The organism is Lacinutrix cladophorae, from assembly GCF_053604645.1.
This window is the reverse complement of the sequence record NZ_JBSHNR010000110.1, coordinates 16,086-31,942: the sequence shown is the minus strand read 5'-3', so window position 1 is coordinate 31,942 and position 15,857 is coordinate 16,086. Positions and strand designations below refer to the sequence as shown.

13 protein-coding genes are annotated in these 15,857 nt (G+C 31.8%); all 13 read left to right on the top strand.

The genetic code is table 11. From position 1 onward, the window contains the following. The first annotated feature begins 1 nt into the window (after nt 1). The 13 genes from ACVC3Y_RS07565 (at nt 2) to ACVC3Y_RS07505 (ending at nt 15,829) form a co-directional block, all read left to right on the top strand. Nucleotides 2-2,281: an alginate lyase family protein gene (locus ACVC3Y_RS07565; protein WP_452226542.1), complete on the top strand. Its 2,280-nt coding sequence runs from the start codon at nt 2-4 to the stop codon at nt 2,279-2,281. Between the two features lie 23 nt (nt 2,282-2,304). Next, nucleotides 2,305-2,676, top strand: a complete 372-nt coding sequence (locus ACVC3Y_RS07560) for a cupin domain-containing protein (protein WP_303423146.1) — start codon at nt 2,305-2,307, stop codon at nt 2,674-2,676. Nucleotides 2,677-3,049: 373 nt separating this feature from the next. After that, on the top strand, nt 3,050-6,157 hold the full coding sequence (locus ACVC3Y_RS07555; protein WP_303423148.1) for a SusC/RagA family TonB-linked outer membrane protein: 3,108 nt from the start codon (nt 3,050-3,052) through the stop codon (nt 6,155-6,157). An 18-nt stretch (nt 6,158-6,175) separates the two neighbouring features. Then, nucleotides 6,176-7,624 carry a RagB/SusD family nutrient uptake outer membrane protein gene (locus ACVC3Y_RS07550; RefSeq protein WP_303423150.1) on the top strand — a complete coding sequence of 483 codons (1,449 nt, stop codon included), beginning with the start codon at nt 6,176-6,178 and terminating at the stop codon, nt 7,622-7,624. A gap of 18 nt (nt 7,625-7,642) precedes the next feature. Beyond that, on the top strand, nt 7,643-8,515 hold the full coding sequence (locus tag ACVC3Y_RS07545) for a PKD domain-containing protein (RefSeq protein WP_303423152.1): 873 nt from the start codon (nt 7,643-7,645) through the stop codon (nt 8,513-8,515). A 17-nt stretch (nt 8,516-8,532) separates the two neighbouring features. Next, the gene (locus ACVC3Y_RS07540; RefSeq protein WP_303423154.1) at nt 8,533-9,429 is read left to right on the top strand and encodes a polysaccharide lyase family 7 protein; all 897 of its coding nucleotides are present in this window, start codon (nt 8,533-8,535) and stop codon (nt 9,427-9,429) included. 144 nt (nt 9,430-9,573) lie between these two features. Continuing rightward, on the top strand, nt 9,574-10,275 hold the full coding sequence (locus ACVC3Y_RS07535) for a FadR/GntR family transcriptional regulator (protein ID WP_303423156.1): 702 nt from the start codon (nt 9,574-9,576) through the stop codon (nt 10,273-10,275). 35 nt (nt 10,276-10,310) lie between these two features. Then, a complete protein-coding gene (locus ACVC3Y_RS07530) occupies nt 10,311-11,594 on the top strand; it encodes an MFS transporter (protein ID WP_303423158.1) in 1,284 nt (427 codons plus the stop codon). A 34-nt stretch (nt 11,595-11,628) separates the two neighbouring features. Further along, complete coding sequence (locus tag ACVC3Y_RS07525) at nt 11,629-12,393, top strand: SDR family NAD(P)-dependent oxidoreductase (protein ID WP_303423160.1); 765 nt, start codon at nt 11,629-11,631, stop codon at nt 12,391-12,393. A 316-nt stretch (nt 12,394-12,709) separates the two neighbouring features. Beyond that, nucleotides 12,710-13,732, top strand: coding sequence for a sugar kinase (locus tag ACVC3Y_RS07520; protein ID WP_303423162.1), 1,023 nt, complete (start codon nt 12,710-12,712; stop codon nt 13,730-13,732). A gap of 11 nt (nt 13,733-13,743) precedes the next feature. Then, nucleotides 13,744-14,409, top strand: coding sequence for a bifunctional 4-hydroxy-2-oxoglutarate aldolase/2-dehydro-3-deoxy-phosphogluconate aldolase (locus ACVC3Y_RS07515; protein WP_303423164.1), 666 nt, complete (start codon nt 13,744-13,746; stop codon nt 14,407-14,409). Between the two features lie 9 nt (nt 14,410-14,418). Next, nucleotides 14,419-14,946, top strand: coding sequence for a LacI family DNA-binding transcriptional regulator (locus ACVC3Y_RS07510; protein WP_303423166.1), 528 nt, complete (start codon nt 14,419-14,421; stop codon nt 14,944-14,946). Nucleotides 14,947-14,965: 19 nt separating this feature from the next. Next, nucleotides 14,966-15,829 (top strand): DMT family transporter, encoded by an 864-nt coding sequence (locus ACVC3Y_RS07505; RefSeq protein ID WP_452226541.1) that lies wholly within the window; start codon nt 14,966-14,968, stop codon nt 15,827-15,829. Nucleotides 15,830-15,857 lie beyond the last annotated feature (28 nt).

The following is a 15,857-nucleotide window of genomic DNA, read 5'->3' as shown; positions in this document are numbered from 1 at the left end:
CATGACACAATCTAAAAATTTTATATTTAAATTTGCTTTAGTCGCAATTGTATTCACTGTATTTTCTTGTAAAAAAGAAAATACAGCTGGTACAAATTCTAAATCAGAAACATCCATTTCACAAGAGCATCCAAAATTAATTCTTACCGCTCAGGGTGTAAAAAACATTAGAGAACAATTAGGGTCCATTCCAATTTTCGATAATTCACTTCAAGCAGTTAAAGAAGAAATTGATGCAGAAATTAAAGCAGGTATAGAAGTTCCAATTCCTAAAGATTATTCCGGTGGTTATACACACGTAAGACATAAACGCAATTGGGTAGTACTACAAAAAGCTGGTGTTTTATATCAAATATTAGACGATGAAAAATATGCGCAATATGTTAAAGACATGTTGATGCAATACGAAAAACTATACAAAACACTTCCACTACACCCAAAAACTAGATCTTATGCTAGAGGGAAATTATTCTGGCAATGCTTAAACGATTCTAACTGGTTGGTTTATGTAAGTCAAGCGTACGATTGCATCTACAATTATTTAACCGAAGAAGAACGCAACAAACTAGAAAACAATTTATTTAAGCCATTTGCAGATCATATTTCTATAGATAGCCCGCAATTTTACCAAAGAGTTCACAACCACAGTACTTGGGGTAATGCAGCTGTTGGTATGATTGGTTTGGTAATGAATGACCAAGAATTAATAGATCGTGCTTTATACGGAATTAAAGGTGTCGATTTAGACACAAAAGCTAAAGATGATGATGGTGGATTTTTAAATAAAGATGGAAAAGCTGGCTTTTTAGCAAATATTGAAGAACCTTTTTCTCCAGATGGCTATTATAATGAAGGGCCATATTACCAGCGTTATGCTATGTATCCTTTTTTAATTTTTGCAGAGGGTCTTTATAATGTAAAGCCAGAATTGAAGATTTTTGAATATAAAGAAGGAGTACTACTAAAATCTATAAATGCACTTTTAAATTTATCGGATGCAGATGGGGAATTTTTTCCACTTAACGATGGACAAAAAGGTATGTCATATTATAATAGTGCTTTAGTTACTGCAGTAGATATTTCGTATCATTTTGGAAAACAAGATCCTGGTTTACTATCTATTGCAAAAGAACAAAATACAGTCCTATTAGATGATTCTGGTTTGGCAGTAGCACTGGGTATAAAAAATGGCAAAGAAAAACCGTTTCTTAAAAAATCCATTAACTTATCCGACGGCCCAGAAGGAACACAAGGCGGTGTTGGTATTTTAAGAAACGAAGATATCGAACTTGTTTTTAAATATGCTGCACAAGGATCCAGCCATGGGCACTATGATAAGTTATCCTATTCGTTATATGAAAAAGGAGAAGAAGTGATTCAAGATTATGGTCTAGCACGATTTGTAAATATTGAACAAAAAGGTGGAGGAAATTATCTTAAAGAAAATAAAACTTGGGCAAAACAAACTATTGCACATAATACTGTTACGCAAAATGAAACCTCTCATTTTACAGGAAAATATGATATTGGAAGTTTACATCATTCCGATTTACATTATTTCTCTTCAGAAAATGAAAACGTACAAATCGTGAGCGCTAAAGAAACAAACGCATATCCAGGAACCGAAATGCTTCGCACAATGGCTATCATTAAAGAAAAAGATTTCGAAAAACCATTTATGCTAGATATCATGAAGATAACTTCAGCTTCAGCGAACCAATACGATTTTCCGTATTACTATTTCGGACAAGTTTTACAAACAAATTTCGATTTCCAAACATCCGAAACATTAAAACCACTAGGAACTAAAAATGGGTATCAACATTTATTTGTCGAAGCTACTGCAAAAGCAAATACAGATAATTCTAAATTCTCATGGCTAAATAAAAATAAATTCTATACCTTAACTACTGTAACTAATGCCAATGATGCATTATTGTTTACCAGAATTGGTGCAAACGACCCAGAATTTAATCTAAGAAGAGATCCTGCAGTAATTTTAAGAAGAAAAAACACAAAAAACACCACTTTTGTTTCCACAATAGAAACGCATGGTAGTTATAGCCCAATTTCTGAATCTGCTTTAAATTCAAATAGTACTATTGCAGCTTTACAAGTAATTTTAGACACAACAGATTATACTGCAATTGCGATAACAACTATAAATAATAATACAAAAATATTTATTACAGCAAATACAAACACTTCAAAAGAGACAAAACATAGTATAAAAATTAACAATAAGAATTATGAGTGGTCTGGTTCTTATTATTTCAAATAAATAAACCAACTTAAATTAAAATTATGAAAAGATTTAGTGAAAAATATGTAATCACAAAAAACATGGACTGGGAAGTTCTTGGAGGAGGAGTATCTAGAAAATTTTTAGGTTACGATAACCAAATCATGATGGTAAGAGTCAAATTTGATAAAGGAGCATTAGGCGCACCGCATCAACATTTTCATACACAAGCTACCTATTGTGTTTCTGGAAAATTTGAATTTGAAATTGATGGTGTAAAGCAAATTGTAGAAGCTGGAGATGGCGTTTACATTGAACCAAATTTATTACATAGCGCAGTTTGTCTAGAAGAAGGGGAACTAATTGATACATTTAGCCCAGTAAGAGAAGATTTCTTAAGTGGTGATTCTGTTTCTTATTTTGGAGATAAATAGACTCAAAAAGACAATTACATTATAAAAGAGAGTTTTATAAAAAAACAAAATAAAGCGCTTAAGCAAAATACCAATGTTTGCTATTTTAACTTAAATATCACCTATTTTAACATATAAAAATTACGAAAACGTTGGAATTAACAAAATTTTATATATATTTGGTAAACCAATCTGGTAAACCAATTTAATTTTGGGCTTAAAAAAACAAAAAAAGGACAAGTAAAATAACCTATCCTTTTTTAAAAAACTTCTTTGACGGGAAGTAATTATGTAATAAAACATAACATTACAAAAGTAACAAACATATTGATACTTGCCTAATGATTGTGTTTTTAGTAAAACAAATTAATTAACTAAAAATTAAAAATCAATTATGAATTTAAAAGCTAAATCGGCATTATTTGCATTACTCTTCATGTGCATTTCTGCCTTTGCCCAAGAAAACGTAACAGTAAAAGGGCTAGTGGTAGATGCAAATGACAATATGCCATTACCAAGTGTAAATGTAATTATTGTTGGTACTAGTACAGGAACTAGTACAGATTTTGATGGTAACTACCAATTACAAGTAAAAAACGGAGATGTAATTCAATTCTCTTACATTGGTTACCTATCGCAAACAGTGATTGTTAATAACCAAAGCTCTATCGATATTTCTTTAGCAGCAGATGCTAATAGCTTAGATGAAGTAGTAGTAGTTGGTTATGGTACACAAAAGAAAAGTCACTTAACTGGTGCTATATCGAAAGTAAAAAATGAAACACTGGATCAAATTGCTGTTTCAAGAGTAGATGACGCTTTAGTAGGTCAAGTATCTGGTGTAAATATTCAAGCAACAAATGCAGAAGCTGGTGGAGCACCTACAATTACCATTAGAGGTGTTGGTTCTATAACCGCAGACTCTGGTCCTGCTGTAGTAGTAGATGGTATAGTTGTAAGTTCTGATTTTCTTGGAAATTTAGACATGAATGATGTAGAATCTTTTGAAGTATTAAAAGATGCAGCATCTGCAGCTATTTATGGTAGTGAAGGTTCTAATGGTGTAATTATGATTACTACTAAAAGTGGTAAATCTGGAAAAACTAAATTTAGTTACCAAACGTACACTGGATTTAAAGAAGCTCATGGAAGTGATGATTATAGAAAAAGTGTAGCAGATTGGGCTAAAAAAGAGCAAGCTGCAACTGGAACACTTTCTGGTGAAACATTATACGCGCAGTTATTAGTTGCAACTACAGGTGTAGACAGAGATTGGCAAGATGTATTTTTTGATGGAGGTACAGTTACAAGTCACTCTTTTGCAGCTAGAGGTGGTTCTGAAAAAACAAAATTTAGTACATCTTTAAGATATCTTCATGATGAAGGTGTTGTTATAACAGATGATTATAAATTAATGACTGGGAAAATAAAAATTGACACTGAATTAAGTGACAAACTAAAATTTGGAATTAGTGCAACTCCTTCTTATACAAAACAAAGAAGATTACCTACTTCAATTCATAACCCAACACGTCAATCGCCATGGTTGCCAATTTACCATACAGAAGAAACACTTCAGTTTGTTAATACTTCGGCTTACCCAGATGTACAAGCAGGTGATTATTTCTACGAAAATCATTTAATGAATTTAGATTTAGATAATGATGGTAATACAGAAAGACCACGTACTTCAGGAGATTCAAACCCTTATGCACAATACGTAGAAAGAGAACATTATGAATACAATACAAAACTATATGGATCTACTTATTTAAGTTATGACATTATTGAAGGGCTTACAGCAAAAACTTCTTTAGGTTTAACTTTAGACCAAAGAAAAAGAGAAAGATGGGATGGAACAAAATATCATGCATCTGGGAATAGTAGAGCATTATATAACTTACAAAACAGATTTCGTACTAGATTAATTTCAGATAACACATTAAATTATTCTACTACAATAGGTGAAAACCATGAACTTAATATATTAGCAGGTGCAACAATACAACAAAGAAAAAGTAGCACTAGTGATGTAACTGGTACAGGGTATACTAGTGATAGACTTAAAAATTTACAAGGTGCAACAAGTATTTCTGAATTTGAAGAAATCAACACCGTACTACAAAAAGTAGGTTACTTTGGTAGAGTTACTTATGCGTATGCAGACAAATATTTATTATCTGCTTCTTTTAGACGTGATGGTAGTTCTGTTTTTGGAATTGATACTAAATGGGGTAATTTCCCTGCAGCTTCTATAGGTTGGAATGCTCATAACGAAGATTTTTTAAGTGATAGTGATGTTGTAAGCAAACTAAAATTTAGAGTTAGTTATGGTCTTACAGGTTCTGAAAACTTTAATGTTGGTGACGAAGTGGTAAATGCATGGCCTTACTTAGCTTTATTACAAAACTCTAATGCGGTTAGTGATGGCAGTATTTCTCCTGGTGTATCTCCACTTAATATTGCTAATGCATTATTACAATGGGAAGCTTCTGAAGAGTTTAACCCTGCTGTAGATTTTGGATTATTCAACAATAAAATTTCTGGATCGGTAGATTATTACCAAAGAACTAGTGATGAATTACTATTAGAAAACCCTGTTTCTTATGTAACTGGATTTTCTGGAGGTATAGTAAACTTAGGAAAAGTACAAAACAGAGGTTGGGAATTTGAATTAAGAACTAAAAATATTAGTAGTGAGAAATTTTCTTGGAACTCTACTATAATTGCTTCTACGAATAAAAACGAACTACTTAGTTTTGGAGATTCAAACAATGCATTAATTGAAGATACCTATGGTAGAAATTCACAATGGATTAATAGAATTGGAGAGCCAATTTCTTCTTTCTGGGGTTATGTTGTAGACGAAGAAGCATATAACGAAACAGAATTTAGAACTAATTATGTAGACAACCCTTGGAACAGAATTAATGGTCAAGCTGATGATACTATCGTAAAAGATTTAAATGGTGATGGTATTATTACTGATGAGGATAAAACTATTTTAGGTGATCCTTATCCAGACTTAGTATATAGTTTTACTAATGAATTTAAATATGGTGACTTTGATTTTTCTTTCATGTTACAAGGTAGCTTAGGTGCACAAGTAAATAACATTGGAGATCAATACTTCTATAACTGGTTTGGTAATAGAACTAGAGCTGGTGGAGAAGCACAAGCAGTTTCAGATGGTGTAGTACCTCATGAATCTTTTATTCAAGAAAAAGTTTTAACTAGTGAAGTAATTGCAAGTGCAGACTACTTTTCATTACGTAATGTAAGCCTTGGGTATAATTTCCCAGATGATTTAACATCAAAATTAGGTTTATCAGGACTTAGACTTTATGCAACTGGTCAGAATTTAATTTATATTACAGCAGATGATTACCATGGTTTTAACCCTGAGCATATAGATGGTACAGATCCTAGAGCATATGGTTCTCAAAGAGCTGGTACGCCAATATATAGTACAATATCTTTCGGTCTAAACGTTGATTTTTAATTATAAACACATCAAATTATGAAAAACATAAAATTTTTAATAGTAGCTCTAGCAGGAAGTATTTTTATTTCCTGTGATACAGAAGAGTTTTTAAACCCATTACCAGATACTGTAGTTGTAGTTGATACGTTTTTTGAAACAGATGCAGATGTATTAGCTGGAGTAATAGGAGTGTATGATGCCCTTCAAGGGGTGAATGAAAATACAGAAACAAACATAGGGGATTTTAACAGAGGAGTGCAGTTTGAACACCTTTTAACAGAACACCGTACAGATAATACAAGAAATGCAACACTAGAAGGATCTAAATCCGATTTTCATAGATATGTAGTTACTGCAAACAATGTAGAATCTGAAGATTATTATCAATCTATGTATGAAGTTATTTTTAGAGTAAATAATGTCTTAAACTTTATGGATGTTGCAGATGATAGTAATCGTGCCAAATATACAGCGGAAGTTAAATTCTTAAGAGCTTATGCATATTTTAACTTAGTAAGATTATTTGGTGATGTACCATTAGTAACCACTGTTTTAGGACCTGAAGAAGACCAAGCTCTTTTTACACGTATTGATTCTGATTTAATATACGAACAGATTATAGAAGATTTATTAGAAGCTGCTAACACTTTAGATAACACGTACAAATCTAGAGCGTCACAAGCTGCAGCACAAGCGCTATTAGCAAAAGTTTACTTAACACAAGGAACAAACTATGTTGCTGCGCAACAATTATGCGAATCGATTATTGGTGGACAATATTCTTTACAATCTAACTATTATGATGTCTTTTATAACGAACTAAATAACGAGATTATCTTTGCAATTCAATACCTGTCGGGTGATGCTAATGAAAGTCAGAGTTTTTCTTCAGAATTTACTTCAGGAGTTCGTGCAGGTAGAGAAGATGGACAAAATATTGTTAATGATAATCTTATAGCAGATTTTAATATGTATGGAGGTATAAGAACAGATATTTCATATACAACCGTTCTAGGTTCTAATGAAGTTGCAAAATTCTTACCAGATGGTTTTGATGCTAATGCTTCACCAACTCCTTATGGTCCTAATGCAAGAAATGCGGGTAATGATTATATCGCAATTCGTTATGCAGATGTGCTTTTAATGCATGTAGAGGCTATTATGGGACAAAGTTCTGAAACAAGTAACTCAAACGCACTTAACTCTTTTAAAGAAGTAAGAGATAGAGCTTTTCCAGATACGGCTCCAAACATCGTTACAAGTGTAACAAAAGAAGAACTTTTACGTGAAAGACGTGTAGAATTTGCTTTCGAAAATCAACGTTACTTCGATTTAGTTAGATTTGGTGTTTTAGATGCTGTACTTAGTGCGCATTCCGATGAAATGGGATATGTATATGATCCAAGAAAAGCTTTATTATTACCAATCCCCGCAAGAGAAATAAATCTTAGTGGTGGTCTTTTAACTCAAAATCCAGGATATTAATACTTAAAAAATTAAACTATGAAAAATAAAGTAAATATTTTCCGTAATTCAACATTATTCCTCTTAAGTATAGTAGCAGCTAGTTTTACTATTAGTTGTGAAGATGCCTTTAGAGACGATTTACCTGACTCAAATTCTCAGGAAGATACTATTTTACCTACAGCTGATTTTTCTTATTCAGCAGATGTAGATAATTTTAGACTAATAAGTTTCACAGATCTTTCAACGCAATCCGCTTTCTATTCTTGGAATTTTGGAAACGGTGATACTTCTACAGATCAAGATCCAACATACACATTTGATGCTGAAGGAACTTACCCTGTAACATTTACAACAAGTGACGCTAATGGCGCATCTGATTCTATTACTTTAGATGTTGTCGTATCAGAACCAGAAGAACCAGAAGCTATTGTTCCTGTAATTGGAGGTTGGGAATTTGAAAGTAGCGGAGATCCTCTTTGTGAAGACAGTAGAGATTGTTGGAGAATTAGTGGAGCATCTATACATCAAACATCAAGTAATGGAGATGGTGGTACTCGATCTGCTAAATACACAGCTGGAAGCGCAGACAATAGAGTTTCATACCAAGCAATAACCGTATCTCCTAATACAAGTTATGTTTTAAGATTTAGATATTCTATCCGAGCTATTGGTTCTGGGGATAGTATTAGAGCAAGTATTGTTGATGGTCAATTATCCAATTTTAGTGAATTTGCAAGTGCAACTTTGTTAGCGCAAGGATCAGGAACAAATGCATTAGGTGTAGATAATTATGATGACTATGTATTAGCCTTTGAAACAGGAGCTAATGGTGACATCGCTATTGTTTTTGATCATGATGGAAATACAGATAACACTTGGATAGATAATGTAACTATCGATGTACAATAAATCTATAAATTAAATAAATGTTTAGATATCTCAAGATTGGTTTGTTTATTTTTCTAGTTTCTTCTGTTAGTGCCAATTGTCAAGCACAAAAAAATACTGTAACGAAAGAAGTTAAAAAGAGGAAAAAAAAGAAGAAAAAATACAAACTTCCTGAGATAGATTTAAGTCACTGGAGTGTAACCACTCCAGAGCTAAACGCAAAAGGTGGAGCGATGAATATTGAACCACCTGAAATTTTAAATTATGCAACAGACGAGCGTTTAACAAAATATATGTATAACGACTCCACTAAAGGAGCTTTAGTTTTCTATGCTTATCCTAGTAATGCTACAACAGCTAACACTAAATATTCTAGGTCTGAGCTAAGAGAGCAAATGGTTCCTGGCGATAATAATACCAACTGGACCTTTGCCGATGGCGCCTATATGAAAGGCGAATTGGCAATGGATAAGGTTACTAAAGATAGTGAAGGTAAATATCATAAAGTAATCATCATGCAAATTCATGGTCGATTAACAAATGAACAAAGAGATCTAATTGGTCAAAAAGACAATAATGCACCTCCAATATTAAAAATTTATTGGGATAAAGGTAAAATTAGAGTAAAAACCAAAGAACTAAAAAACCTAAATGCTACTCAAGAAGAAATGCTACATAAAGATGCTTGGGGGAATGACGATGGTTACACTTTTGAACAAGAAGTTGGATTTAAAAAATTCACACTCGAAGTAGAAATATCCAGTGGCAAAATGGTTATTATTTTAAATAAAACAGATTATAAAGTATATAAAAATATTCATATGGCAAAATGGGGAATCTTTGAAAATTATTTTAAAGCAGGGAACTATTTTCAAAGTAGAGATGAAGGCGCTTATGCAAAAGTTAGATACTATAAATTAGAAGTCACACATTAAAAATATTTTGATTAGTCTTATTGTGATTAAGTTAAACTTAGAAGGTCTTAATTAGGCCTTTAAGTTTAACTAAACTATAAAGTTCTTTCTAAATGAAATTTATTACATTTATCATATAAACAGACATTATATAATTATTGATTTATGAAATTAGAGATACTTACGAAAACTGAAAATTTTGATATACAAAAACACATCATTGCTAGTATTCGTGATTTAATAAATTTAAAGAATCTGGAACCTGGAGATAAACTACCAGCAGAAAGAACTCTTTCAGAAAAATTTGAAGTATCTAGAAGTAATGTAAGAGAAGCAATTCAAAAATTAGAATTTTATGGATTATTAGAATCTATTCCGCAAAGTGGAACATTTGTAGCTAATATTGGTGTAATAGCAATGAATGGGATGATTGAAGATATACTAAGGTTAGAATCGCCAGAATTTAAATCCTTAGTTGAAACTAGAATTTTATTAGAATTAAAAACGGTACGACTAGCAGCATTAAGAAGAACCGAAGAAGATTTGCAAAAAATGAAAGAAGCACTAGATGCGTACTCAAATAAAGTAATAAATAATGAAGATGCTGTTCAAGAAGATTTACTTTTTCATCTAGCAATAGCAAAAGCAAGTGGAAATAGTACTATGAACACATTCATGTTGATTATTACTCCTGAAATTATTACAAATTTCGAGAAATATCATGTTTGTGATAAAGACTTAGCAAAACAAGGTATTGCAGAACACCAAGAAATTTACAATGCCATTAAAAGTAAAAATCCACAGTTAGCCAAACAAAAAATGAAAGATCATTTTAGTGAATTATACCAATATTGTTATAATGATTAAACTGTAATTACTAACTAACACATTAAAAAATATACATGAAACTAAAAGGATTAAGATGGTGGATTATAGGATTAATTTTTATAGCCACTGTTATAAACTATATTGATAGAACTGCATTTGCATTACTTTGGCCGCAAATGGGTGAAGACCTTGGCATGGATAATTCCGATTATGCTTTAATGCTTAATATCTTCATGATTACCTATGCTGCAAGTAAATTTTTATCAGGGAGGTTATACGATCAAATAGGAACTCGTTTAGGATTTATTGTATCCATTGTTGTATGGTCTGCTGCTGCTGCATTTCATGCACTTGCAAGAGGTGTCGTTTCCTTATCTTTAGTTCGTGGTTTACTTGGTCTAGGGGAAGCTGGTTTATGGCCTGGTGCTGTAAAAAGTAATGGAGAATGGTTTCCTGTTAAACAAAGAGCTTTAGCGCAAGGTATTTTTAATTCCGGTGCTTCTATTGGTAATGTAATAGCGCCAGTTATTATCGTTTTTCTATATGCACATTTTGGATGGAAATCAACCTACTTAATACTAGGCGCATTAGGTTTATTATGGGTAATTCCTTGGTATATTTTAAACAAATCTAAACCAGAAGATCATCCTTGGATTACAGAAGATGAAAAAAACTTAATCCTGAATGATAGAATTGAAAACAATGACGTTGCAGTTAAAGGATCTAAAAGCTTAAGCGTTGGTAAAATACTAAGTTACAAACAACCTTGGGGTGTTTTATTATGCAGATTTTTTATAGAACCAATTTGGTGGTTCTTTGCTGGTTGGATGCCAATATATTTAAATTCTAAATTTGGACTTAGTATAGAAGAAATTGGGAAAACCATGTGGATATCTTATCTAATGGCTGCAGCTGGAGGGATACTAGGCGGCTTATTTACTGAAGAATTAATAAAACGTACCAACGTAAATACTGGTAGAAAAGCAAGTATAGTATTAGGAAGTCTTTTAATAATAATAGGATTTGTTTCTATTATATTATTTGTAACCGACTCTAACTATATGACATTTATATACTTAGCAGGAATTGCACTTTTTGGATTCCAATTTGCTATAGGTAATATCCAAACTTTATCTAGTGACTTGTTTAAAGGACCTTCTGTTGGCACATTAGCAGGATTAGCTGGTACAATAGCTGCAGTATCTCCTATTATTATGAACTGGTTTATTGGTTCAATTACCAAAGGAGGATCTTATACACCAGCATTTATAGCAATTACAGTATCTGTTATACTTGCAGTACTATCCATTTTCTTTTTTATTAAAAAAGTAAGGCTAGTAGATAACACAAAAAACTAAAATATTTATCATAACATCATAGAAAAAAAAAAAAATGAGTAAAAACAAAGGAAAATTAGCCATAGTTACAGGAGCAACTGGAGGAATAGGATTTGAAGTAGCAAAAAGATTAGGTCAAGATGGATATACTGTAGTATTAAATGGTATTGATGATGAAGCGGGAGCTAAAAGATTAAAAGAGTTAACCGATGAAGGAATCAGTGCAGAATATTATGGATTTGATGTTACTAAAGAAGATCAAGTAACAGATAACATCACTAAAATTGGTGAAAAATATGGTAGAATTGACGTACTTGTAAATAATGCAGGTGGTTTAGGAGGTCGTTCTAGATTTGAAGAAATGACTACAGACTTTTATAGATTTGTAATGGCATTAAACTTAGATTCTGTATTTTTTGCATCAAGAGCAGCAATACCGTTTCTTAAAAAAGGAGAACATCCTTCTATAATTAACTATACCTCAAATGCAGGATGGACAGCTGGAGGACCAGGAGCTGGTATCTACGGAACATCTAAAGCTGGAGTACATGCTATCACTAGAGCCTTAGCTAAAGATCTTGCCGAATATGGTATTAGAGCAAATGCAGTATCTCCAGGTACTATAGACACACCTTTTCACGCACAAATTAAAGCAACAAAACCAGAAGTATTTGCTTCTTGGGCAAACAATATTATGTTAGGTAGATTAGGCCAACCAGAAGATGTAGCTGGAGTTGTTTCTTTCTTAGCAAGTAAAGATGCTTCTTTCATAACGGCTGAAACTATTCAAATTGGTGGTGGTCAAGCATTAGGTATATAACTTAAAAACGAAAAATAAATATCTAAATTTAAAAGAGAAGTTATTGGTATAACATCATTAAAAGAAAAGTCAAGCAACTGAAGTTAAGTTACAGATTTAGTAACATATATAATTTCTTATAAGACCTCTTTTATAAAACGAGTTAACAATAACATTAATGAAGAATTAGCATTTAGATAAATTTAAATTTTTAACAGAAACTAAATAGTTTTATTTTTAAACACAACCCTTTTTAAACACAACGTTTAAGATAATGTTTAAGAATAAAACTATTTATCATTCTAAAAGATGAAGTTTTGTAATTAAATAAATAATAATGAGTAAGATTGTCACATTTGGAGAAATTATGTTAAGACTCTCAACAGAGCGTCATTTAAGATTTTCTCAAGCAAAAAAGTTTGCAGCCTCTTATGGTGGTGGAGAATTTAATGTAGCAGTATCTTTAGCAAATTATGGTATTCCAGCCGAATTTGTTACTAGACTACCAAAAAATGAAATGGGAGCTTGTGCATTAAAAGAGATGCGCAAATTTAATGTAGAATCTAAAAATGTTATTTACGGTGGAGACAGACTGGGTATCTATTACTTAGAAACTGGAGCTGGAACCCGTGGTAGTAATGTAGTCTATGATAGAGCAAACAGCTCTATGGCTACCATAGAAAAAGGTTCCATAGATTGGGAATCGGTTTTAAAAGACGCTACATGGTTTCATTGGAGCGGTATTACTCCTGCAATTTCACAATCTGCTGCAGACGAATGTTTAGAAGCAATTAAAGTTGCACATAAATTGGGGGTTACTATTTCTTCCGACTTAAACTATAGGTCAAAATTATGGCAATACGGAAAAGAACCAAACCAAGTAATGCCAGAACTTTTAAAGTATAGTAATGTTATTTTAGGAGATATTGATACCGCATTTTTTATGTTAGGAAAAGATAAAGTAAATCCTAACTACCAAGACGAAAAATCCTTACCTTCTTTATACGATCAAATATTTAAATTATGTCCTAATTTAAATACTACAGCAACTACATTAAGGTATTCTGTTAGTGCATCGCATCAACGAATTGGAGGTATATTATACGATGGAAAAACTATTTACAACGCAGATGTAAAGGAGGTTACTCCTGTAGTAGATAGAGTTGGTAGTGGAGACGCTTTTATGGGTGGCTTAATTTATGGATTAGTAAACAATGCTACCAATAAACAAAAAGCATTAAATATAGCGGTTGCCGCTTGCTGCTTAAAACACACTATTTCTGGTGATTGTAATTTAATTACACTAGATGAAATCGAAAAATTATTAAATGGTGATGCCTCAGGAAAGGTTTCCAGATAAAAAAACACAAAATGTCACAATACTCAAGAATTGAAGTTGCAACAGTAATGCAAAAAACAGGCTTAGTTCCTTTGTTTTATAATGAAGATATAGAAGTAAGCAAAAAAATAATAAAAGCGTGCTATGATGGTGGTGCAAGGCTTCTAGAATTTACGAGCAGAGGTGATTTTGCTTTTGAAGTTTTTGCAGCTCTTAATAAATATGTAATAGCAGAGCTACCTGGAATGATAATGGGAGTTGGTTCTATTACAGATGCTGCTGCTGCATCTCTTTATATGCAATTAGGTGCAAATTTTATTGTAACACCTGTTTTACGAGAAGATATTGCAATTGTTTGTAATAGAAGAAAAGTACTTTGGTCTCCTGGTTGTGCAACGTTAACTGAAATATCTAAAGCTGAAGAACTAGGTTGCGAAATAGTTAAATTATTTCCTGGTAATGCATATAACCCAAGCTATGTAAAAGCAATAAAAGGCCCTTGTAAATGGACAAGTATCATGCCTACTGGAGGTGTTGAGCCAACACAAGAAAGTTTAGAGTCTTGGTTTAATGCTGGTGTTACTTGTGTAGGAATAGGATCTAAGCTTATTGCTAAAAATAAAGATGGCAACTACGATTATAGTAAAATTGAAGAGCTTACCAAAACTGCAATAACTATTATTCAAAAGTTAAAATAACGACTGTTAATGTATCAATCTACAATAACACTAAAAAGTATATCTAATCTATCTGGATTTTCTGTTTCTACAGTATCTAAAGCTTTAAATGGCAAAAGCGATATTAGTTCTAAAACTAAAGAGTTAATAAAAAATATTGCTTTAGAAAACAATTATGTACCTAACTTTACAGCTTTATCTTTAAGAAAACAAAGAACCAAAACTTTGGCTATAATAGTTCCAGAAATAACAGACTCTTGTTATAGTTGTATTATCTCTGAAATACAAAAATTTTCATTTAAACATGGCTATCGATTGCTATTGTTTCAATCTTTTTCATCTAAGGAAAAAGAAGAAGAATGTTTAAAAAACATCAATGATGGTAGTGTAGATGCTGCAATCATGCTTTCTAATTTTAAACAAAATAATTCTTCCATATTTATTAATAATCAATTACCTATTGAATATATTGAAATTTCTAATCTTCAAAGTAGAAAAAAACTAAAAGAAGAAGTAATTTTGAGTTTTAAAAAATCTTTAAAAAATCTAATTAGTTAGCGTAAATTCAATTTAGTTCATGCACAAAAAAACTATATTTTATATGTCTATTAGTGCATTAGCCTTCGCACTACTAAATGTATTTGTAAAAAAACTCGGTTATTTTAATGTGTACCAAATTGTTTTTTTTAGGTCAATTGGAACCTTGTTTTTCACAATTCCTTTTTTAATTAAAAATAAAATTTCATTTCTAGGAAACAAAAAACTTTTACTTATCTCTAGAGGAATTGTTGGCTGTATTGCAATGACATTGTTTTTTATGTCTATTAAACACCTATCTATGGGAACAGCTGTTTCTATTAGATACATCTCTCCTATTTTTGCTGCTTTCTTCGCTTTGTTTTTACTTAAAGAAAAAATAAAACATTTACAATGGTTATGTTTTGGTGTCGCTTTTATTGGTGTTGTTATTTTAAAAGGCTTTGATAATCAAATCAATAATATCGGATTAGTTTACGCCATTATTTCTGCTGTGTTTACAGGATTAGTATATATTTTTATAAGAAAAATTGGTGCCAAAGATCATCCTATTGTAATTGTAAATTATTTTATGATTATCTCTGCTATTATTGGTGGCGTTTTATGTATTAATCATTGGACGAGCCCAAAAGGATTAGAATGGTTATTACTATTAAGTCTTGGCGTCTATGGGTATTTTGGACAACTTTACATGACCAAAGCATTACAAACTGGCGAAATTAATCTAGTTGCTCCATTAAAATATATTGAAGTTATTTTCACGATGCTAATTGGAGCTATTTGGTTACAGGAAACCTACTCGCTTCTAAGTATTTTTGGTATCTTTTTAATTATTACTGGTTTGGTATTAAATGTAGTAGTAAAGCAGTCAAAAGTTTTTTCTACTAAAAAAGAGCTCAAATAAGTTATTTATAAAAATAAAAGCGACCAAA

Excerpts from the sequence above, each read along its gene's own strand:
- ACVC3Y_RS07515 (WP_303423164.1), top strand. The coding sequence starts at position 13,744 with ATGTCACAATACTCAAGAATTGAAGTTGCAACAGTAATGCAAAAAACA.
- ACVC3Y_RS07565 (WP_452226542.1), top strand. The coding sequence starts at position 2 with ATGACACAATCTAAAAATTTTATATTTAAATTTGCTTTAGTCGCAATT.
- ACVC3Y_RS07550 (WP_303423150.1), top strand. The coding sequence starts at position 6,176 with ATGAAAAACATAAAATTTTTAATAGTAGCTCTAGCAGGAAGTATTTTT.
- ACVC3Y_RS07545 (WP_303423152.1), top strand. The coding sequence starts at position 7,643 with ATGAAAAATAAAGTAAATATTTTCCGTAATTCAACATTATTCCTCTTA.
- ACVC3Y_RS07530 (WP_303423158.1), top strand. The coding sequence starts at position 10,311 with ATGAAACTAAAAGGATTAAGATGGTGGATTATAGGATTAATTTTTATA.
- ACVC3Y_RS07540 (WP_303423154.1), top strand. The coding sequence starts at position 8,533 with ATGTTTAGATATCTCAAGATTGGTTTGTTTATTTTTCTAGTTTCTTCT.
- ACVC3Y_RS07525 (WP_303423160.1), top strand. The coding sequence starts at position 11,629 with ATGAGTAAAAACAAAGGAAAATTAGCCATAGTTACAGGAGCAACTGGA.
- ACVC3Y_RS07560 (WP_303423146.1), top strand. The coding sequence starts at position 2,305 with ATGAAAAGATTTAGTGAAAAATATGTAATCACAAAAAACATGGACTGG.
- ACVC3Y_RS07505 (WP_452226541.1), top strand. The coding sequence starts at position 14,966 with ATGCACAAAAAAACTATATTTTATATGTCTATTAGTGCATTAGCCTTC.
- ACVC3Y_RS07520 (WP_303423162.1), top strand. The coding sequence starts at position 12,710 with ATGAGTAAGATTGTCACATTTGGAGAAATTATGTTAAGACTCTCAACA.
- ACVC3Y_RS07510 (WP_303423166.1), top strand. The coding sequence starts at position 14,419 with ATGTATCAATCTACAATAACACTAAAAAGTATATCTAATCTATCTGGA.
- ACVC3Y_RS07535 (WP_303423156.1), top strand. The coding sequence starts at position 9,574 with ATGAAATTAGAGATACTTACGAAAACTGAAAATTTTGATATACAAAAA.
- ACVC3Y_RS07555 (WP_303423148.1), top strand. The coding sequence starts at position 3,050 with ATGAATTTAAAAGCTAAATCGGCATTATTTGCATTACTCTTCATGTGC.